This is a genomic window from Chitinophaga hostae (assembly GCF_018224885.1).
Lineage (GTDB): Bacteria > Bacteroidota > Bacteroidia > Chitinophagales > Chitinophagaceae > Chitinophaga > Chitinophaga hostae.
Window position 1 is genome coordinate 289499 of sequence record NZ_JAGTXB010000002.1, and the last position, 20213, is coordinate 309711.

The 20213-nt window shown below is 46.7% G+C and carries 19 protein-coding genes; 18 read left to right on the top strand and 1 reads right to left on the bottom strand.

The window, feature by feature from the left end; translation table 11 throughout:
- The first annotated feature begins 2 nt into the window (after positions 1-2).
- The 17 genes from hisC to KE626_RS05505 all read left to right on the top strand — a co-directional run bounded on the left by hisC (position 3) and on the right by KE626_RS05505 (position 17095).
- Positions 3-1076: a histidinol-phosphate transaminase gene (gene hisC, locus KE626_RS05425; protein WP_211971847.1), complete on the top strand. Its 1074-nt coding sequence runs from the start codon at positions 3-5 to the stop codon at positions 1074-1076.
- Positions 1073-2209: a bifunctional histidinol-phosphatase/imidazoleglycerol-phosphate dehydratase HisB gene (gene hisB / locus KE626_RS05430; RefSeq protein WP_211971848.1), complete on the top strand. Its 1137-nt coding sequence runs from the start codon at positions 1073-1075 to the stop codon at positions 2207-2209. The genes hisC and hisB overlap by 4 nt, the downstream gene beginning before the upstream one ends.
- 398 nt (positions 2210-2607) lie before the next feature.
- A complete protein-coding gene (locus KE626_RS05435; protein ID WP_211971849.1) occupies positions 2608-4023 on the top strand; it encodes an anthranilate synthase component I family protein in 1416 nt (471 codons plus the stop codon).
- Between the two features lies 1 nt (position 4024).
- Entirely contained in the window at positions 4025-4594 is a 570-nt protein-coding gene (locus KE626_RS05440) for an anthranilate synthase component II (RefSeq protein ID WP_211971850.1), read from the top strand.
- Between the two features lie 101 nt (positions 4595-4695).
- Positions 4696-5691 carry an anthranilate phosphoribosyltransferase gene (gene trpD, locus KE626_RS05445; RefSeq protein WP_211971851.1) on the top strand — a complete coding sequence of 332 codons (996 nt, stop codon included), beginning with the start codon at positions 4696-4698 and terminating at the stop codon, positions 5689-5691.
- Positions 5692-5707: 16 nt separating this feature from the next.
- Positions 5708-6508: an indole-3-glycerol phosphate synthase TrpC gene (gene trpC / locus KE626_RS05450; protein WP_211971852.1), complete on the top strand. Its 801-nt coding sequence runs from the start codon at positions 5708-5710 to the stop codon at positions 6506-6508.
- Positions 6509-6515: 7 nt separating this feature from the next.
- A complete protein-coding gene (locus tag KE626_RS05455; RefSeq protein ID WP_211971853.1) occupies positions 6516-7151 on the top strand; it encodes a phosphoribosylanthranilate isomerase in 636 nt (211 codons plus the stop codon).
- Positions 7152-7157: 6 nt separating this feature from the next.
- Complete coding sequence (trpB, locus tag KE626_RS05460) at positions 7158-8366, top strand: tryptophan synthase subunit beta (RefSeq protein ID WP_211971854.1); 1209 nt, start codon at positions 7158-7160, stop codon at positions 8364-8366.
- Positions 8367-8374: 8 nt separating this feature from the next.
- On the top strand, positions 8375-9145 hold the full coding sequence (gene trpA / locus KE626_RS05465; RefSeq protein WP_211971855.1) for a tryptophan synthase subunit alpha: 771 nt from the start codon (positions 8375-8377) through the stop codon (positions 9143-9145).
- A gap of 108 nt (positions 9146-9253) precedes the next feature.
- The gene (hisH, locus tag KE626_RS05470; protein ID WP_211971856.1) at positions 9254-9847 is read left to right on the top strand and encodes an imidazole glycerol phosphate synthase subunit HisH; all 594 of its coding nucleotides are present in this window, start codon (positions 9254-9256) and stop codon (positions 9845-9847) included.
- 1 nt (position 9848) lies between these two features.
- Positions 9849-10994 carry a 1-(5-phosphoribosyl)-5-[(5-phosphoribosylamino)methylideneamino]imidazole-4-carboxamide isomerase gene (hisA, locus tag KE626_RS05475; RefSeq protein ID WP_211971857.1) on the top strand — a complete coding sequence of 382 codons (1146 nt, stop codon included), beginning with the start codon at positions 9849-9851 and terminating at the stop codon, positions 10992-10994.
- 11 nt (positions 10995-11005) lie between these two features.
- Positions 11006-11761 (top strand): imidazole glycerol phosphate synthase subunit HisF, encoded by a 756-nt coding sequence (gene hisF / locus KE626_RS05480; protein WP_211971858.1) that lies wholly within the window; start codon positions 11006-11008, stop codon positions 11759-11761.
- A gap of 21 nt (positions 11762-11782) precedes the next feature.
- Positions 11783-12376: a bifunctional phosphoribosyl-AMP cyclohydrolase/phosphoribosyl-ATP diphosphatase HisIE gene (gene hisIE, locus KE626_RS05485; protein WP_211971859.1), complete on the top strand. Its 594-nt coding sequence runs from the start codon at positions 11783-11785 to the stop codon at positions 12374-12376.
- 258 nt (positions 12377-12634) lie between these two features.
- Positions 12635-13720 carry a TlpA disulfide reductase family protein gene (locus tag KE626_RS05490; protein ID WP_211971860.1) on the top strand — a complete coding sequence of 362 codons (1086 nt, stop codon included), beginning with the start codon at positions 12635-12637 and terminating at the stop codon, positions 13718-13720.
- Between the two features lie 70 nt (positions 13721-13790).
- Complete coding sequence (locus KE626_RS05495; protein ID WP_249207282.1) at positions 13791-14930, top strand: AhpC/TSA family protein; 1140 nt, start codon at positions 13791-13793, stop codon at positions 14928-14930.
- Positions 14931-15135: 205 nt separating this feature from the next.
- Complete coding sequence (locus KE626_RS05500; protein WP_211971861.1) at positions 15136-15495, top strand: BlaI/MecI/CopY family transcriptional regulator; 360 nt, start codon at positions 15136-15138, stop codon at positions 15493-15495.
- A 13-nt stretch (positions 15496-15508) separates the two neighbouring features.
- On the top strand, positions 15509-17095 hold the full coding sequence (locus KE626_RS05505) for a M56 family metallopeptidase (protein WP_211971862.1): 1587 nt from the start codon (positions 15509-15511) through the stop codon (positions 17093-17095).
- Positions 17096-17175: 80 nt separating this feature from the next.
- On the opposite strand, the gene KE626_RS05510 is transcribed toward KE626_RS05505, so the two are convergent.
- Positions 17176-18222, bottom strand: a complete 1047-nt coding sequence (locus tag KE626_RS05510; RefSeq protein ID WP_211971863.1) for a formylglycine-generating enzyme family protein — start codon at positions 18220-18222, stop codon at positions 17176-17178.
- Positions 18223-18637: 415 nt separating this feature from the next.
- On the opposite strand from KE626_RS05510, the gene KE626_RS05515 reads away from it, so the two are divergent.
- On the top strand, positions 18638-20008 hold the full coding sequence (locus tag KE626_RS05515; RefSeq protein ID WP_211971864.1) for a GH1 family beta-glucosidase: 1371 nt from the start codon (positions 18638-18640) through the stop codon (positions 20006-20008).
- The last annotated feature ends 205 nt before the right edge of the window (positions 20009-20213 follow it).

Here is a 20213-nt window from a genome sequence, read left to right on the forward strand (position 1 = left end):
ATATGTTTAATCTCGATACCCTGGTAAGGGAAAACATAAAGAAACTGGTACCTTATTCTACTGCCAGAGATGAATTTAAAGGAGAAGCTTCCATCTTCCTGGATGCTAATGAGAATAACTTCGGATCCCCGCTGCCGGTGAATTACAACCGCTATCCCGATCCGATGCAATGGCAGCTGAAGTATAAAATTGCGGACATTAAAGGTGTGCCTCCGCAGAATATTTTTATCGGTCACGGCAGCGATGAGGCCATAGACGTGCTTTACCGCTCCTTCGTAAACCCCGGTGTGGATAACGTGATCCTTTGTCCGCCCACTTACGGCATGTATGAAGTAAGTGCGCATATCAATGATGCCGTGATCCGCAAAGTAACGCTGACAGAAGATTTCCAGCTAGATATCCCTGCCCTGCAACAGGCCATAGATGCGAATACAAAACTTATCTTCATCTGTTCTCCCAATAATCCGACGGGGAATTCTATCAACCGCTCAGATATAGAACTGCTGCTGAATAATTTCGATGGCATTGTGGTGATAGATGAAGCATATATCAATTTCTCCCGTCAGAAAACTTTTATACAGGAACTCACGGATTACCCGAACCTCGTGGTGATGCAAACATTATCGAAAGCATGGGGACTGGCCGGACTCCGTATTGGAATGGCGTTTGCCAGCGAAGATATAGTGAACACCCTGAACAAGGTGAAACCTCCCTATAACATCAGCCAGGCCACCAACGAGCTGGCCCTGCAGGCGTTGGAAAACGTACACCAGGTAAATGAATGGATCCGCGAAATCGTGATAGAACGTGACCTGCTCTCTGCTGCATTGATACAATTGCCGGAAGTACTGCACATCTATCCCAGCGACGCCAGCTTTATACTGGTGAAAACCACCGATGCAAAAGGGATTTACAACTACCTGGTTGAACAGGGAATTGTTGTCCGCGACCGTTCCAAAGTAGAACTGTGTATGGGCTGCCTGCGCATTACCATAGGCACGCCCGCAGAAAACCTGCGCCTGCTGGAAGTATTGAAATCTTTTAACCTGAAAACAGCCACAACTGCATCCGCATGAAACGAGTGCTCTTTATAGACCGCGATGGCACCCTGATCAAAGAAGTGCCGCCAACATACCAGATCGACAGCCTGGACAAAGTGGAATTTTATCCCAAAGTATTTGTGAATATGGCGAGGATCGCCGCAGAGCTGGACTATGAGCTGGTGATGGTAACCAACCAGGATGGTTTAGGCACCGATTCATTCCCGGAAAACACCTTCTGGCCCGCCCAGCAGATGATCATAAAGGCATTTGAAAACGAAGGGGTAAAATTTGATGAGATATTTATTGACCGCTCTTTTCCGGCCGATAATGCGCCTACCCGCAAACCCCGCACCGGTATGCTCACCAAATACCTCGATGGCAGCTACGATCTCGCCAATTCCTTTGTGATAGGCGATCGTATCACCGATGTGCAGCTGGCTAAGAACCTGGGCGCCAAAGCCATCTGGATCAACGAAGGAGCCGGCCTGGGCAATGCAGAGATCAGTGATGATATTACTGCCCTGCAACCCGTGATAGCATTGGAATCGACCGACTGGAACCGCATCTACGAGTTCCTGAAACTGGGGCTGAGAACAGTAACGCATGTACGAAAAACCAACGAAACGGATATCAGCATTGAACTGAACCTCGATGGTACAGGCAAAGCCAATATTCACACCGGTCTGGGCTTTTTTGACCACATGCTCGACCAGATCGCCCGCCACGGCGCCATAGACCTTAATATCACCGCAAAAGGCGACCTGCATATCGATGAACACCATACCATAGAAGATACCGGTATTGCACTGGGAGAAGCCATCGCCAAAGGACTGGGGGATAAACGCGGTATCGAAAGATATGGTTTCTGCCTGCCCATGGATGATTGCCTGGCCCAGGTGGGTATTGACTTTGGAGGCCGTAACTGGCTGGTATGGGAAGCGGAGTTTAAAAGGGAAAAAATAGGGGAGATGCCTACCGAAATGTTCTATCATTTCTTCAAATCCTTCTCAGATGGCGCTAAAGCCAACCTGAACATCAAGGCGGAAGGAGAAAATGAGCACCATAAAATAGAGGCCATCTTTAAAGCATTTGCCAAAGCCATCAAAATGGCGGTAAAACGCAATCCTTATAATATGCAGCTTCCCTCTACAAAAGGAGTGCTGTAGCGGGAATGAGCGCCTTCGGCGCTTGTCTTTGTCCAGGATTAAACTGATTTTGATGATTTTGATGATTTTGTTTTATCAGATATCATCTTTCAAAAAGAAATAAAATCATCAAAATCATCAAAATCAGTTTAATCCTGGACAAAGACAAAGGCCGAAGGCCTTCCATTTTTCAAAAAAAATTTGCATATTCTAAAAAAATATTCCATTTTTGTTCTCGCTATGCAAAATATCATTACAAACAAACATTGGTGGTGGCACGGAATCAATTCCTGATCTGTGTTACAGTGCCATGTTTCGTTTAGAAATATATTTGGAAGGCCCGCTGTTACACAGCGGGCCTTCCGGCTTTTTATACCATTCCATTTCAAAAAGAAAACAAACACTTCACCCAATATATCATGCGTACCATCCAAGTAAAAACGAGATCCAAACAGATGCTGGCAGACGTTTTCACGCCAGTAGGGATCTATCTGCGGCTCCGCGATAAATTCCCGGGTTCTATCCTCCTTGAAAGCACGGACTACAGGACCAGTGAAAACAGCTACTCCTTCATTTGCGTGAAACCAATTGCAGGTATAGAAGTGACTTCCACCTCCCAGTTTGAGTTCAAATATCCCAACCAGCCTGTAGAAAAGAAAGAATTAAAGAGTAAGGAAAGCGTTTTGGATGAACTGCAAAAATTCCTGGGTAATTACTCCTTCACCGGCACACACCCGGTACCAGCGGTACAGAGCCTCTTCGGCTACACCACCTTCGATGCGGTACAATTCTTCGAAACCATCGAATTCAATAAAAAGAAACAACAGGCAACTGATAACACCATCCCACTGATGCGTTATCGGTACTATCAATATGTAATAGCGATCAATCACTTTAAAGATGAACTCTTTTTATGTGAAAACCAGGTGGAGGGGCTCGACAGCGAATTTGAACTGGTAGAGTCGCTCATACGGCACAAAGATTCCCCCGGGTATCCCTTTGCCGCTACCGGGGAAGAGAAAAGCAATATGACGGATGCGGAATATATGCAGATGGTAGAACAAGGTAAACAACATTGCTTCCGCGGAGATGTTTTCCAGGTAGTACTTTCCAGGGCCTTCCAACAATCCTTCACCGGCGACGAATTCAACGTATACCGCGCGCTCCGCTCCATCAACCCCTCACCTTATCTCTTCTTCTTCGATTACGGCGATTACAAATTAATGGGTTCCTCACCGGAAGCACAGATCGTTATTAATAACGGCAAAGCTACCATACACCCGATTGCCGGCACTTTCCGCCGTACCGGAGATGATGCACAGGATAAAATGCTGGCAGATAAACTGCTGGAAGATCCAAAGGAAAATGCGGAACACGTTATGCTGGTAGACCTTGCCCGCAATGACCTCAGCAGAAACGCCACCAACGTAGAAGTAGCTTCCTACCGGAAAGTACACTTCTACTCACATGTCATCCACCTCGTAAGCGAAGTAACCGGTAAAGTAGATCCAACCATCAATCCATTTACATTGCTGGCATCTTCTTTCCCGGCAGGCACCTTGTCCGGCGCACCAAAATACCGGGCCATGGAAATCATCGATCAGTACGAACCCACCGCACGTGGCTTCTATGGCGGTTGTATAGGCGCTGTTGGCTTCAACGGCAACTTCAACCACGCCATCATGATCCGCTCCATTCTCAGTAAAATGAATACCCTGTACTACCAGGCCGGCGCCGGTGTGGTAGCCAAATCAGTGGCTTCCTCAGAACTGGAAGAGGTAAACAACAAACTCAATGCGTTAAAACAAGCCATTCTGCTGGCACAAAAAATTTAGTATGAACATCCTCGTTTTTGATAATTACGACTCATTTACATATAACCTCGTTCACCTCGTGGAAAAGATCATCAACGGCAAAGTAACCGTTGTCCGCAACGATGAAATTCCATTGGAAAAAGTGAACGCCTACGATAAAATTATTTTGTCACCAGGCCCTGGTATCCCGGAAGAAGCAGGACTGCTAATCCCGCTTATCAAAGAATATGCACCCACCAAATCCATATTTGGTGTATGCCTCGGACAACAGGCCATCGGACAAGCCTTCGGCGCATCCCTGACCAACCTGAAAGAAGTATATCACGGCGTGGCAACCAATGTGGATATCATCGCGGAAGATGGCCGTCTCTTTAAAGGAATGCCCCGGCAGATAGCAGTCGGACGCTATCACTCCTGGGTAATTGATGAAAGCACCATGCCTGCCGAACTGATTATAACAGCAAAAGATGCAGATGGCTACATCATGGCGGTACAACATAGCAAATATGATGTAAGTGGCGTGCAGTTTCACCCGGAAAGTGTACTGACTCCGCAGGGAGAACAAATCCTGAGAAACTGGCTGGAGCTGTAAGATATGGCAGACAGCTGATAGCTAACCGCTAACAGCCGTCTCTACTGGGCAATTTCACAGAAACATTATTTAACTGCTAACAGCTAAAAGCTAACAGCTTTATGAAAAAGATTCTCAATTTTCTCTTCGAACATAAAACATTCAGTCGCGAAGCGGCCAAAGATATCCTCATCAGCATTTCCAAAGGCATGTACAATGAAAGCGAACTGGCTGCTTTCATGACGGTATACCTCATGCGCAGTATCACTATCGACGAGCTGCTGGGCTTCCGCGATGCCTTGCTGGAACTCTGTGTACCCGTAAATCTTAACGGTTATGATGTGCTGGATATCGTAGGAACCGGTGGGGATGCAAAAAATACCTTTAATATTTCTACCTTGTCGTGCTTTGTGGTGGCCGGCGCAGGCGCCAAAGTTGCCAAACACGGTAACTATGGCGTATCTTCTGTCAGCGGCGCGTCCAATGTAATGGAGCTGGTAGGCTATAAATTTAAAAGCGACGACGCCAAACTGAGAGCAGAGCTGGAAGAATCAGGTATCTGTTTCCTCCACGCCCCGCTGTTCCACCCGGCACTGAAACATGTGGCCGGTATTCGCCGGCAGCTGGGCATCCGTACGTTCTTTAACATGCTGGGACCACTGGTAAATCCGGCCTTCGCCAAACATCAGCTGATCGGCGTATACAGCCTGGAAATGGCCAGGGTATACAACTACCTCTTCCAGCAAACGGATAAACAGTTTGTGATTGTACACAGCCTGGACGGATATGATGAAATATCGCTCACCGCCGATACCAAAGTGATCACCAACAAAGGTGAACAGGACTGGACCCCGGAACAACTGGGTAAACGTAAAGTACACCAGGAGGATATTTACGGTGGTAACAGCACAGAAGAAGCAGCAAAGATCTTTATGAAGATCCTGAAAGGAGAAGGTACCTGGGCACAGAACTCCGTTGTATTTGCCAACGCAGCAATGGGACTGTACAGCCTCGGAAAATATAATTCGTATGACGATTGCTTCGCCGCCGCGGTAGAATCCCTGGAGTCTGGTAACGCACATACAGCATTTAAAAAACTGATTGCCCTGCAGTCATAGTATCAGATAGCTTATTATGAAGAATATCCTGGCAGAAATAGTTGCTCACAAACATGTTGAAATTGCCGCACGCAAATTGCAGCGCAGCGCACAGGACCTGCAGCAGTCCCCCGGATTTGCCCGCGAAACATTATCGCTCCGTCAGTTCCTGCAACAGCCGGAAAAGACCGGCATCATCGCGGAATTCAAACGCCGGTCGCCCTCAAAAGGATTGATCAATGGCGAGGTCACCGTACAACAGGTAACTACGGCGTATACACGCTATGGGGCCTCCGGTTTGTCAGTACTCACCGATGAAAAATATTTCGGTGGTTCCTCCGATGACCTGCAACAGGCCCGCAGCTTTAACCAGATCCCCATTCTGCGCAAAGATTTTGTGATAGACGAATACCAGATACTGGAAGCTAAAGCCATTGGCGCCGACGTAATATTGCTCATCGCCGAATGCCTCAGCACAGCTGAGGTAGCACAACTCGCCGCTTTTGCACATAACCTGGGCCTGGAGGTATTACTTGAAGTACACAGCGAAGCGCAACTGGAAAAAGTAACCGAACATACACACCTGGTAGGTGTGAACAACCGCGATCTGGTTACCTTCCAGGTAGACTTTAACCGCTCCTGTGAGCTGGCGCCAAAAATTCCGGCCGATAAAATAAAGGTGGCGGAAAGCGGCATCAACGATCCTGCTGCCATCGTAACACTTAAAGCCGCCGGCTTCCAGGGCTTCCTGATAGGTGAGCATTTCATGAAGCAGGAAGATCCTGCCCGCGCCTTCGAAAATTTTGTACAAACGCTTCAGGATCTGCAGCATAAATAATAACAACATGCGTGTAAAAGTTTGCGGCATCACAAGAATAAAGGATTTGCAGGCGCTGGTAGCTAACAGCGTGGATTTTGCAGGCTTTATTTTTTACGAGAAATCACCGCGTTTTGCCGGGAACAAAATAGATCCAAGATCAGTACGCGAAACAACAGGTATCAAAAAAACAGGGGTGTTTGTTAATGCGTCCATTGAACAGATACAACGCACCATTGCAGATTATGCACTGGATTTTGTACAACTGCATGGCGATGAAACACCGGCATTTTGTGCTGCCATCCGGGAAGCAATCCCGGTGATTAAAGCTTTTCGTATAGGGGAAAACGTTAATTGGCAAACGGAAGTGGCGCCGTTTATCCCGGTAACAGATTATTTTCTTTTCGATACCGCTTCCGTGAAAGGGTATGGCGGTACCGGTGAGCGTTTTAACTGGGAGCTGCTGGCCACTTATCCATTTGATCATCCCTTCTTTTTAAGCGGAGGAATCACCCCGGAGCAGGCAACAGAAATCAGTGAGCTGCAATTACCGGCATTGTTTGCAGCAGATGTGAACAGTAAGTTTGAAGACAGTCCCGGTGTAAAAAACATAACGCTGGTAGAACATTTTGTAAAACAAATTCATTCATCAATAATAAAATAAACGGTCATGGATATTGCGATTAATACCGGCAACTCCAGGTATCAGGTGGATAAGAATGGCTATTATGGCAGATTTGGAGGGGCATACATTCCTGAAATGTTATACCCCAACGTGGAGGAATTACAATCCCAATACCTCAGTATACTAAGCGACCCTTCTTTTCAGCAGGAGTTTGAAGCTTTGCTTACAGACTATGTAGGCCGGCCTTCCCCGCTGTATTTCGCTAAACGTTTGTCAGAAAAATATAAGGCAAATATTTTCCTTAAAAGAGAAGATCTTAATCATACCGGCGCACACAAAGTAAACAACACCATCGGGCAGATCCTGCTGGCAAAACGCCTGGGTAAAAACCGCATCATCGCAGAAACCGGCGCCGGCCAGCATGGCGTAGCCACTGCTACAGTATGTGCGTTAATGGGACTGGAATGCGTGGTGTATATGGGAAGCATTGATATCGAGAGACAAGCACCCAACGTGGCCCGCATGAAAATGCTTGGCGCCACCGTAGTACCTGCTACCAGCGGCAGCAGAACGCTGAAAGATGCCACCAATGAGGCTATCCGCGACTGGATCAACAACCCGGTAGATACCCACTATATACTGGGCACCGCTGCCGGTCCGCATCCCTATCCCGATATGGTAGCCCGGTTCCAGTCAGTGATCAGCGAGGAAATAAAGAAACAGCTGCTGGCTAAAACCGGTAGCGAAAATCCTGACTATGTAGTGGCTTGTATTGGCGGTGGCAGTAACGCCGCCGGCGCTTATTTTCACTACCTGGACAGGGAAGACGTGAAACTGGTGGCCGTAGAAGCGGGAGGTAAAGGAGTACACAGCGGCTTTTCCGCCGCCACCACCCAATTGGGTACTATCGGGATTATCCACGCCAGCAAAACGTTACTGATGCAAACCAGCGACGGACAGATCACAGAACCGCATTCCATCTCCGCAGGACTCGATTATCCGGGTATCGGACCTATGCACGCACATCTGTACGAATCAGGGCGTGCACAGTTTCTTTCTGCCACCGATGATGAAGCCCTGGCTGCTGCCTATGAGCTGAGTTTGCTGGAAGGAATTATTCCTGCTATGGAATCGGCACATGCCCTGGCAAAATTGAAAGATCTGCCCCTGAAAAAAGAAGATGTAGTTGTGGTATGCCTTTCCGGTCGCGGTGATAAAGACCTGGAAACTTATATCCGTCACATGAATAAATAAAATGGATTATGCAAAATCGTATTGATCAACTGTTTGCCAAAAAGCAACACGGCGTTTTAAATATATACTGCACGGCTGGTTTCCCGGAACTAAACGATACCCTTCCGGTAATGACCGCCCTGCAGCAACATGGTGCGGATCTGATAGAACTCGGTATGCCTTTCTCGGACCCGCTGGCAGATGGCCCGGTAATCCAGGACAGCAGCACCAGGGCCCTGAAAAACGGCATGAGCCTGCATACCCTCTTTGAGCAACTCGCAGGCTTCCGGAATACCATACAGGTGCCCGTTATCCTCATGGGATATTTTAACCCGGTACTTACCTACGGCGTGGAAGCCTTCTGTGCCAAATGCGCGGAAGTCGGGATAGATGGTATTATAGTACCGGACCTGCCTATGGCCGAATACGAAAACGAATACAAACCGGTATTTGAAAAATATAACCTGCATCTTATCTTCCTGGTAACGCCAGAAACCAGCGAAGCCAGGATACGGAAAATTGATAGCCTTAGCAAAGGGTTTCTCTATGCCGTATCTTCTTCTTCCACTACGGGGAAAGACAAGGATATGAACGATCAGCAGGCCTATTTTGAAAGGCTGAAAGAATTACAACTCAGCAACCCGGTATTAATTGGTTTTGGTATAAAAGATAAAGCTACTTTTGATGCGGCAACGGCACATGCCAACGGCGCTATTATAGGAACAGCTTTTATAAAAGCCATCGAAAACAGCCGGAATATTGATGAAACGGTAAAATCATTTATTGAAACAATAAAATGAGAATTATGAATTACCAATTATGAATTACGGATCTGTAAATAGATCAACAAATACTGTAATTCGTAATTCATAATTCATAATTGGCAATTCATAATTCGTAATTCTTTTATGAAAACGGTTATCATAAAATACAACGCCGGTAATATCCGTTCTGTGCAGTTTGCATTGGAGCGTTTAGGCGTGAACGGTACTGTTACTGATGATCACGAGGAGATCATGGCGGCCGATAAGGTTATTTTTCCCGGTGTAGGAGAAGCCAGTACGGCAATGCAATACCTGAAAGAAAGAAAACTGGATAAGGTGATTGGCGGCCTGAAACAGCCGGTACTGGGTATTTGCCTGGGTATGCAGCTGCTGTGCCGGCATTCGGAAGAAAATAATACGGATTGCATCGGTGTGTTTGATGTAAACGTAAAGCGCTTCCAGTCACCGGTGGAAAACCTGCTTAAAATACCACAAATAGGCTGGAACAATATTACGGGTTTGCATAGTGTAGTATTTGAACATGTACCGGAAAACGCCTACATGTATTTCGTGCACAGCTACTATGCTGCACTTGGCGCAGATACCGTAGCCATCACCAATTACGTGATCAACTACAGCGCTGCACTGCAAAAAAATAATTTCTATGCAGTACAGTTTCACCCGGAAAAATCCGCTGAAGCAGGCGCACGTATTATTGAAAACTTTTTGAATCTCTGAGATGAATATCCGCAGGATCAGTGCAGACGATACGTTACAACTCCGCCGGGATGTATTGTACCCCAACGAATCATTGTCGGCCGTAAAGGTAGATCATGATGAAGACGGATTACACTTTGGCGTTTTTGATCACGGACAACTGGTAACAGTGGTATCCCTTTTCCTGGAACGCGACAGCGCCCAGTTCCGTAAGCTGGCTACCCTGCCGGCTGCACAGGGAAAAGGGTATGGTAAAGCTGTACTCGCGCACCTTGCAGGTATCTGCAAAAAAGAAAATATAAAATTGCTCTGGTGTAATGCCCGTGATACAGCAGTCGGTTTTTATGACAGGTTGGGATACACTGCAAAGGGTGATTATTTTGTAAAGGGCGGTATCAATTTTATAAGAATGGAACTGCCTTTGGAACAAACAGATATGACAGCAAAACATTTCGAAATTATTCCCGCCATTGATATTATCGATGGTAAATGCGTACGACTTACCCAGGGCGATTACAGCCAGCAGAAAATATACAATGAGCATCCGCTGGAAGTAGCTAAAGAGTTTGAAGCCATCGGCGTACGACGCCTGCACCTGGTAGATCTTGACGGCGCCAAAAAAGGACAGGTGGTAAACTGGAAAGTGCTGGAGAGCATTGTGGGTAAAACCAGCCTGGTAACAGATTTTGGAGGGGGCATCAAAACCGGGAAGGATATTGATATCGTTTTTGAATGCGGCGCGGCGTTAGCTACTATTGGTAGCGTAGCCGTGAAACAGCCGGAATTGTTTTTTAGCTGGGTTGCCCAATACGGAGCCGGTAAAATATTCCTGGGCGCCGATGTGAAGGAAGAAAAGATAGCAGTAGGCGGCTGGCTGGAAACAACGGGGCTTTCTGTATTTGATTTCCTGGAAAGCAATGTCGCAAACGGTGTCACCAATATCTTTTGTACAGATATCGCAAAAGATGGTCTTTTACAGGGACCATCTACGGAGTTGTACAAAAAAATTATTGAACGCTTTCCGGCTATTAACTTTGTGGCCAGCGGTGGAGTAAGCAATATTGAAGACGTGGCGGCCTTGCAGGAAATAGGCTGCAGCGGCGCTATTATTGGTAAAGCTATCTATGAGGGAAATATCTCCATGGAAGCATTAAAAACATTCCTGTAAATCTTTAACACATGTTGACCAAACGTATCATACCATGCCTGGATATCAAAGACGGACGTACCGTTAAAGGTGTCAACTTCGAAAATATCCGTGATGCCGGTGATCCAATTGAGCTGGGTGCCTTATATGCCCGGCAGGGCGCCGATGAACTGGTATTCCTCGATATTACCGCTACCAATGAACGCCGGAAAACGCTGGCGGAACTGGTAACCCGTATCGCCCGTCATGTGAATATTCCGTTTACGGTGGGCGGTGGTATCTCGTCTGTAGAAGATGTAAATGTACTGCTGCAATCCGGCGCTGATAAAATATCTGTTAATACCTCCGCCTTTAAGGAACCGGCACTGGTAGACCGGCTTGCCCGTGAATTTGGCAGCCAGTGTATTGTACTGGCTATTGATACCCGGTTTGAGGATGGCGACTGGTACGTATACCTCAACGGCGGCCGCGTAAAAACAGACGTGAAAGCATTTGACTGGGCCAAAGAGGCCGTGAATCGAGGCGCCGGTGAAATACTCCTCACCTCTATGAACAACGATGGCACCAAAAAAGGTTTTGCACTGGATATTACCGGCCAGTTGTCCCAAAACCTGAATGTGCCTGTTATCGCTTCCGGTGGCGCTGGTAACATGGAACATTTTGTAGACGTATTTGGAAACGCACAGGCGGATGCTGCTCTTGCTGCCAGCATCTTCCACTATAAAGAAATAGAAATACCCGCGCTCAAAACCTTTCTTTATAACAAAGGGGTGAACGTAAGATTTTAGTGATACCTGAAACAAAGTAACATGCAGATAGATTTTCAAAAGTCGTCCGATGGCCTTGTACCGGCTATTATACAGGATGCTGTGACAAGCAAAGTGCTCATGCTCGGTTATATGAACCGTGAAGCACTGGAGAAAACCATGGCGGAAAGTAAGGTGACTTTTTTCAGCCGCTCTAAAAACCGTTTATGGACAAAAGGAGAAGAAAGCGGGAATTTCCTGATCGTAAAAGATTTGAAGGTCGACTGCGACCAGGATACCATTCTCGTTAAGGCCAGCCCCGTTGGTCCCGTATGTCATACCGGCGCAGATACCTGCTGGGATGAGCAAAATATAAGCAACGATTTTCTCGCCACCCTGGAAGGCATTATCGCTGACCGGAAAAATAATCCTACCGATAAATCCTACACCGCCAGCTTGTTTGCACGGGGTATCAATAAAATTGCACAAAAAGTAGGAGAGGAAGCAGTGGAAGTGGTGATCGAAGCAAAGGATAACAACGATGAATTATTTCTCAACGAATCCGCTGATTTGTTGTTCCATTACCTGATCCTGTTGCAGGCCAAAGGGTTCCAGCTGTCAGATGTTATATCGGTGTTAAAACAGCGGCATAAATAATTGACCGGCTTCGCCGGTAATTAGATTTTCTTGCCCAGGATTTTGATGATTTTGAAGATTAGCCTGATTTTATTTCTATCTGTTACGGAATGATTAGTAACTAATAAGCCCGTAAGATGAATGGAATAAAATCAGTTTAATCTTCAAAATCATCAAAATCCTGGGCAAGAAAATTTAATAGCGGGCGAAGCCCGCAGTTCGCTCCTTAAAAAATCTCTTCGTATATTACACCCCTCTAACTAATTAAAATAATTCGTAATGAAACAGATTTTCCTGTTAGCCGCTGTGGTGCTGTTTTCCGCAGGTGTGTATGCCCAGCAGGTATCGGGTATAGTGAAAGGAGGCAACGGCAAAACCATATACCTTTTTGATGACCAGGACAATAACCCGGACGACTCCGTAGTGATCAAGAATGATCAGTTTAGTTTCCGGGTAAAAAGCGGCAAAGAACCCGTTGTATACGCGTTGATACTCAGGGATGTGAATTACCCGATGTTGTTTGTAACAGGAGGAAGCGAGCCGGTTCATTTTGCTACCAGCGTGGAAACTTATCCTATTGCTTCTTCGGTGAAAGGTAACGACAATACCCAGGCAATGCAGCAATACCAGAAAGCTTTTGAGCCGCTGATCAAAAGAGCGCAGGAGTTGAATAATTCGGCCAGGGAAATTAACCCGGAAGATGAACCAGCCAAAAATGCTTTCCGCAAAAAGGCCGATGAATTCAGTAAGGATGTGGTAAAAACAGGCAAGGACTTTATCAAAACACATCCGCGTAATATTGCCAGCGTGTGGCTGCTGATGAACGAACTACGGTCTCGCCTGGAGGCAGAAGAATTCCAGGAACTGTTCAGTTCCCTTGACAAATCCATACAGAGCAGCCAATACGGAGAAAGCGTAACCGCCTATATAAAAAGTCTGAAAGCAAACGGGGTAAATGTGGCCGCGGACGACTTTTCCCAGACAGATACAAAGGGTCAGCCGGTAAAGCTTTCCTCATTCCGGGGCAAGTATGTGTTGGTCGACTTCTGGGCCAGCTGGTGCGGTCCCTGTCGCCAGGAAAATCCCAATGTTGTAAAAGCGTATAACAAATACAAGGATAAGAACTTTACCATCCTGGGGGTTTCCCTCGACGATAACCGTGACCGCTGGTTACGGGCTATCAGCCAGGACGGCCTTACCTGGACACAGGTATCTGATCTGCGTGGATGGAGCAATGAAGTGGCTGTACAGTACAGTATCCAGTCCATCCCGTCCAACTTCCTGGTAAGCCCGGAGGGAAAGATTATTGCCCGCAACCTGCGGGGAGAAGAGCTGGAGGCTAAACTGCAGGAATTACTGCAATAGCCGTTTATCAAAATCAGGTTGCTATTGATCAGCCGATTCTACAAATTTGTTATTCGTAAAACAAAAACCAATGAAAAAAACGATTGTGGGTATTGCCCTTTTAGCACCGGCAGTATTGTTCGCCCAGGATAAAAAGGGCTCGTCTGCAGGCAAGCCTTATACTATAGAGGGAACTGTTTCCCAACAACAGAATCCCGCTACTGTTTACTTCAGAATGCGTAAAGCAGGAGAAAACTTCGTAGATAGCGCACAAATTAAAGATGGTAAATTCACTTTTACCGGTTCACTGGAAGAACCTGGTCTGGCCAGCCTGATGCTGGTACAGAAAGGCACAGAAAAGCCGGTATCAATGAGCCGCGATATGCTCGCAGTGTTCCTGGATAAAGGCGTTATCAGCATTAATACCACCGACTCCATCAGCAAAGCCACTGTAACCGGTTCCAAAGCCAACGATGATTATAAAAAGCTGAACGATCTGCTCAGCGATGTAAACGAGAAAGGTGCTGCACTGCAGAAACAATATCGTGAGCTGGCAAAAAACAAAGACGAAGAAGGCATTAAGAAACTGGAAGCACAATACGATGCCCTGGACGCAGAAGAGAAAAAAATTGAGAATGACTTTCTCTCTAAAAATACCAGTTCCCCAATTGCTGTGTTCTTACTGAACCAGGTAGCAGGATACGATCTGAAGCCAGCAGAGATTGCTCCACTGTTTAAGAAATTAAGCAAAGAAGCAAAGAACTCTCCTTCTGGTAAGGAGTTATCCAAACGCCTTGAGTCGGCACGGAAAACAGCTATCGGCGAGCAGGCGCTGGACTTTGCCCAGGCAGATGCCAACGGTAAAAACATCAGCCTCTCCTCTTTCCGTGGTAAATATGTACTGGTAGATTTCTGGGCCAGCTGGTGCGGTCCCTGCCGTGCTGAAAACCCTAATGTGGTAAAGGCTTACGACAAATTCAAATCCAAAGGCTTCGAAATCCTCGGCGTTTCCCTGGATGACAAAAAAGATAAATGGTTGGCAGCAGTAGAAGCCGATAAGCTTACCTGGACACATGTTTCCGACCTGAAGGGCTGGAAGAATGCAGCAGCCGACCTCTATGGTGTGCGCGCTATCCCCCAGAATGTGCTGGTGGATCCTAAAGGTAAAATCGTAGCTAAAAACCTGCGCGGCGACGAACTCGCTTCCAAACTGGAAGAAATACTGAAGTAGAACAAGAGACATAGAGCGTAAAGCTGAAAGCAAAAAGCTATTAAAGCGAATGACCTGATCGGATACTATTCTTCCGATCAGGTCATTCGCTTTAATAGCTTTTTGCTTTCAGCCTTTTGCTTTCTGCTCCAAAAAAATAAATTTGGCGATCTACGATTATTTCGTAGATTTACGAAAGAATCGTAATTCAATATAATCTTTTATTATGGAAAAACTTACCCAGCAAGAAGAAACAGCCATGCTGGCTATCTGGAAAGTAGGGAAAGGTTTCGTGAAAGACTTCCTGGAAGCGCATCCGGCGCCGGTACCCCCGTATACCACCCTGGCTTCTACCATCAAAAACCTGGAGAAAAAAGGGTTTCTCGAAAGCCGGAAAATGGGTAACGTATATGAATACACGCCATCGATCGAAGAAGCTGCCTATAAGCAAAAGTTCATGAACGGTTTTGTAAAAGATTATTTCGAAAACTCCTATAAAGAACTGGTATCCTTCTTTGCAAAGGAAAAGAAGATTAGCCCCGATGAGTTAAAAGAAATTATCAACATGATAGAAAAAGGTAAATAATAAAATCCTGGCCATGGTACCTGCTATTTTGATATACCTGCTAAAGGCAAATATTGCGTTAACAATGTTCTTTCTCGCATACCGCTTTGGTTTGCGCCGACTGACCTTCTATACATTGAACAGGTTGTTCCTGTTGACCGGCATTGCATTTTCATCCTTGTTCCCTTTTATATCGATCGATGCCTTTGTGAATAAACACGAAGTAATTGCCGGCAACGTAATGACCTATGTGCCTGATTTTTCTGCCTGGGAAGCACCAGCGCCGGTATTTACTGTATGGACAGCGTTAGTATATCTCTTTTGGCTGGGAGTATCGTTTATGGCTATACGTTTTTGCATACAGCTTTTTTCCCTGTGGAAAATTCACCGCCAATCGCAACGGGGCAACATCGATAATATCCCTGTGCAGCTGCTGCAACAGCCGGTAAATCCTTTTTCTTTCTTCCGTCATATCTATATTAATCCCTCCCTGCATCAGCCCGATGAATTGCCTGCTATACTGCGTCATGAAAAAGTGCATGTGCAGCAATGGCATACTGCCGATGCACTGCTGGGAGAAATCAATCAGATTTTTTACTGGTTCAATCCCGGCGCTTGGCTGATGAAGACAGCCATCCGCGAAAACCTGGAATTTATAACAGACAGGTACCTGTTGCAACAGGGGGTGGATAAAACCAGTTATCAGTATAATCTTATTAAAGTTAGTGGGATCCCATATGCGACGGCCATCGCAAACAATTTCAATTTCTCACATCTTAAAAAAAGGATCATCATGATGAACAGTAAAAAGTCATCACGCTATCAGCTGGCCCGTTACCTGGTATTAGGTACACTGGTTGGAGGATTGGTTTTATCATTGAATTATACGAAAGCGTCGGCATTGTTGCACCTGAACAGCGTTGTTACTGATACGGTACCACCGCCGCCGCTGCCCCCTGCACCGCCGCCACCACCAGCTCCGCCTAAAGTACAAAAAGGATCAAAAGTACCAGCGCCTCCAAAAGATCCCCAGATTGTACATCTGGCGTTACAAACTGCGCCACCGCCATCTCCGGAAGATCCCAAGCTCGCACCGGTTGTTGTTGAGGGCAAACTGATAAAGGATACTGCTGCTCCCCGTATTACTGTACGCAGCTATGGCAAGGGGGGCGACCCGGTTTTCCTGGTAGATGGCAAGGTGATAACCAAGGCAGCTCTCAAAGAGTATGAGGAAACAAATAGTATTGCATCAATGGATGTATGGAAAGATTTCTCCGCTGAAAAAAGAAAAGAGCTGGTTAGCAAGTATGGAGAAAATGCTAATAACGGCGTCGTTTATATTTCATTGAAACCATCACACTCAGCCGGCCTGGTAATAGTAAAAGACAGGATTAGCGGCAAAATACCACAAGATGTATTGGTGGTAGTGGACGGCGTTCCGATGCGCGATGGAAAAACAATGGAGAGCATTCCTCCGGATAAAATTGAATCGATCACGGTGCTGAAAGATAAGAATGCCACAGCAATTTATGGATCTGCCGGAAAGAATGGCGTCATCCTGGTTACCACAAAGCAGGCTAATCTTCACACCATAACCGTCGACACCCTAAAAATAAACTAGTTATTTATATACCCACCAAAAAGCCACGGTCCGCCACCGTGGCATTTTTGTTTCTGTCCTTTATCAGGATAAACAGCAGCCTATTTTGCGGCCACAGCGCGCACGCAGCGAAAGCCCAGGTTGGATAAACCGGATTCAGGTGTACTCTTCATCCGTGCCGATACCCGGTAGCCCCGGCAATATTCATCGCTGCACATAAAAGAACCGCCACGGATCACTCTTTTGGCCTGGCCCTGATCATCCGGATCAAAACCTGCTGCCGGTCCCGGAGGGTTTTGTGCGCCTTTTTCACCCTGTACATAATAATTCGCGTCGTACCAGTCTTCACACCACTCCCACACATTACCGGACATATCATAGAGCTTATAACCGTTAGGGCTATACGACTTTACCGGTGCCGGACCATAAAAGCCGTCAGTTTTAGTATTGTTATAAGGGAAATTGCCGTTCCATGTGTTGGCTTTCGGTTTTCCGGTGGTCAGTGCTTCATCGCCCCAGGGATATAATTTTCCGGAGAGTGCCCCACGGGCAGCATACTCCCATTCTGCCTCCGTAGGGAGCCTTTTCCCGGCCCATTTGGCGTAAGCCTGGGCATCCAGCCAGGAAACCTGGGTAACGGGCAGATTGCCCCTGTTATCGAGGTTGCTGCCGGGTCCTTCCGGATGTTGCCAGGTAGTGCCGGGCGTAAATGTCCACCACTGGGAAATATCATTGAAAGAAACCGCATGGTCAGGAGGTGTGAACACCAACGCTCCCGGCGCCATCATATCGGCCAGCACACTGCTGTCAGGTTCAGGTGTTCCGGGCGGCAGGCTCGCCAGCAATTCCTCTTTGCTGATCGGCTTCTCGGCTGTAGTCACATAACCAGTGGCTTTTACAAAAGCCGCAAACTCCTGGTTGGTCACTTCATGTTCATCCATCCAGAAACTGGCTATCGCCACCGAATGTTTTGGATATTCATCTGCCATGCCCGTGGAATCATCTGCACCCATCATGAATGTTCCGGCAGGTATCAGCACCATTTTATTAAGACTGTCCTTTTCTGCTCCCGTAGCATCCTGCTTTCCCGGATTTCCTGCACAAGCCACCAGCAGCGCCAATCCAGGCAATAGGTTTATTGTCCGCATATTTTTTGCCCCCTTGTTTAGTCGTCTTTCAAAAATAATATTTAAAATTGCTTTTGCGAAGCAAAAAGCAAAAGCCCTCACACGCACCAGTCACCCTCACTTTCTCCTTCGTATTTATCCTTCGCCATCCCACCCGCTGCATTCCCTAAAAGCTAACCGCTAACCGCTAAAAGCCATCCTTCGCATTTATCCCCCGCCATCCCATCCGCTGCATTCCCTAAAAGCTAACCGCTAACCGCTAAAAGCCATCCTTCGCATTTATCCTCCGCCATCCCACCCGCTGCATTCCCTAAAAGCTAAAAGCTAACCGCTAAAAGCTGATGTTAACAATTATATAATTACTTTTCCCCGAAAACTGTTGTAAACTGCACCCGGTTACGGGATCGCTGTATCCCGGTTTTTATCGGTATCGCATATGCAAAAAACTGCTGTACCCTTTACACGCAAGGATTTTGGGGAAGATTTTCTTTGGGGTATTACCATTTCCGCTTTTCAGAATGAAGGTGCCTTCGATACCGAGGGTAAGGGACTTTCTATCTGGGATACTTTCTCCGGCCGCAAAGGCAAAATCAAAGATAAAAGCCACGCTCAGATAGCCACTGATTTTTACAACCGGTATACCCAGGATATATTGCTGGCTAAGCTTTTGGGCTTCTCCGTATTTCGTTTTTCCCTCTCCTGGTCGCGTATTTTACCCAAAGGAACCGGTAAGGTGAACCAGGCGGGAATCGACTACTATCACCGGGTAATAGATGCCTGCCTGGAATTAGGATTGGAGCCTTATATTACGCTGTATCACTGGGATCTGCCCCAGGCCCTGGAACATAAAGGCGGTTGGAGCCACCGGGGAGTAGTATTTGCTTTTGAAGAATTTGCCAGAATATGCGGCAGGGAATATGGCAATAAGGTGAAGAACTGGATCATCCTGAATGAACCTTTTGGCTTTACAGCCCTGGGATATATGCTGGGGGTACATGCGCCCGGTAAATTTGGATTGTCGTGGTTTTTACCGGCTGTACATCATGCGGTACTGGCCCAGGCAGAAGCAGCCCGCGTTATCCGGGAAGAAGTAGCAGGCGCCAATATAGGCACCGCATTGTCCTGCTCACAGATCATTCCGTATTCCAACAATGAGGCCGACTTAAGCGCCGCCCGCAGGGCAGATGCACTCTTTAACCGCTTGTTCCTGGAACCTTCATTGGGTATGGGCTACCCGGTAAACGACTTTCCGTTGCTGAAACGCATCGAACGCCGTTATGCCCTGTGGCGTGATTGGGACCGGCTGGCATTTGATTTTGATTTTATTGGTGTACAGAATTATTTCCCCCTGGTGGTAAAGTACAACTCCTTTATGCCGATTGTAAAAATTTCGGAGGTAAAGGCCAAATCGAGGAATGTGCCGCTAACAGGTCTTGGTTGGGAAATTAACGGCAACGGACTATACGAAGTACTCAAACAGTTTGCCGCTTACAAAAGTATAAAAAAGCTCATCGTAACGGAAGGCGGCGCTGCCTTCCCTGATCAGCCTACCGCCGATGGCCGTGTTGAAGATATTGCCCGCATCCGGTATTTCGAAGAGTACCTCGCCGGTGTGTTAAAAGCAAAGCAGGAGGGCATTCCCGTAGAAGGCTATTTTGCCTGGACCCTCACCGACAACTTTGAATGGGCAGAAGGATATCGCGCCCGCTTCGGTCTTGTTCACGTAAATTTTGAAACCCAGCAACGAATCATCAAGGATTCCGGCTACTGGTTCCGGGAACTGCTCTCTGATAATACACCGGATTGACGCGGATTTTGTCTTGCCCAGGATTAAACTGATTTTGTTGATTTACAAGATTTTTTCCTTGTGATTTTTAAAAAAGATTTAGGAAGATTTAGGCGGCACTCCATTTATCCGCTTATATCTTCCCAAATCTTTTTAAATCAGAAAAGTAAAATCATTTAATCAACAAAATCAGTTTAATCCTGGGTAAGACAAATTCCGCTGCATT

Coding starts and splice junctions, on each gene's coding strand:
- KE626_RS05435 (WP_211971849.1), top strand. CDS start 2,608: ATGCGTACCATCCAAGTAAAAACGAGATCCAAACAGATGCTGGCAGAC.
- KE626_RS05505 (WP_211971862.1), top strand. CDS start 15,509: ATGGTACCTGCTATTTTGATATACCTGCTAAAGGCAAATATTGCGTTA.
- hisC (WP_211971847.1), top strand. CDS start 3: ATGTTTAATCTCGATACCCTGGTAAGGGAAAACATAAAGAAACTGGTA.
- KE626_RS05455 (WP_211971853.1), top strand. CDS start 6,516: ATGCGTGTAAAAGTTTGCGGCATCACAAGAATAAAGGATTTGCAGGCG.
- hisH (WP_211971856.1), top strand. CDS start 9,254: ATGAAAACGGTTATCATAAAATACAACGCCGGTAATATCCGTTCTGTG.
- KE626_RS05500 (WP_211971861.1), top strand. CDS start 15,136: ATGGAAAAACTTACCCAGCAAGAAGAAACAGCCATGCTGGCTATCTGG.
- KE626_RS05440 (WP_211971850.1), top strand. CDS start 4,025: ATGAACATCCTCGTTTTTGATAATTACGACTCATTTACATATAACCTC.
- hisB (WP_211971848.1), top strand. CDS start 1,073: ATGAAACGAGTGCTCTTTATAGACCGCGATGGCACCCTGATCAAAGAA.
- hisIE (WP_211971859.1), top strand. CDS start 11,783: ATGCAGATAGATTTTCAAAAGTCGTCCGATGGCCTTGTACCGGCTATT.
- hisF (WP_211971858.1), top strand. CDS start 11,006: ATGTTGACCAAACGTATCATACCATGCCTGGATATCAAAGACGGACGT.
- KE626_RS05515 (WP_211971864.1), top strand. CDS start 18,638: ATGCAAAAAACTGCTGTACCCTTTACACGCAAGGATTTTGGGGAAGAT.
- KE626_RS05495 (WP_249207282.1), top strand. CDS start 13,791: ATGAAAAAAACGATTGTGGGTATTGCCCTTTTAGCACCGGCAGTATTG.
- KE626_RS05490 (WP_211971860.1), top strand. CDS start 12,635: ATGAAACAGATTTTCCTGTTAGCCGCTGTGGTGCTGTTTTCCGCAGGT.
- trpA (WP_211971855.1), top strand. CDS start 8,375: ATGCAAAATCGTATTGATCAACTGTTTGCCAAAAAGCAACACGGCGTT.
- trpD (WP_211971851.1), top strand. CDS start 4,696: ATGAAAAAGATTCTCAATTTTCTCTTCGAACATAAAACATTCAGTCGC.
- hisA (WP_211971857.1), top strand. CDS start 9,849: ATGAATATCCGCAGGATCAGTGCAGACGATACGTTACAACTCCGCCGG.
- trpB (WP_211971854.1), top strand. CDS start 7,158: ATGGATATTGCGATTAATACCGGCAACTCCAGGTATCAGGTGGATAAG.
- trpC (WP_211971852.1), top strand. CDS start 5,708: ATGAAGAATATCCTGGCAGAAATAGTTGCTCACAAACATGTTGAAATT.
- KE626_RS05510 (WP_211971863.1), bottom strand. CDS start 18,222: ATGCGGACAATAAACCTATTGCCTGGATTGGCGCTGCTGGTGGCTTGT.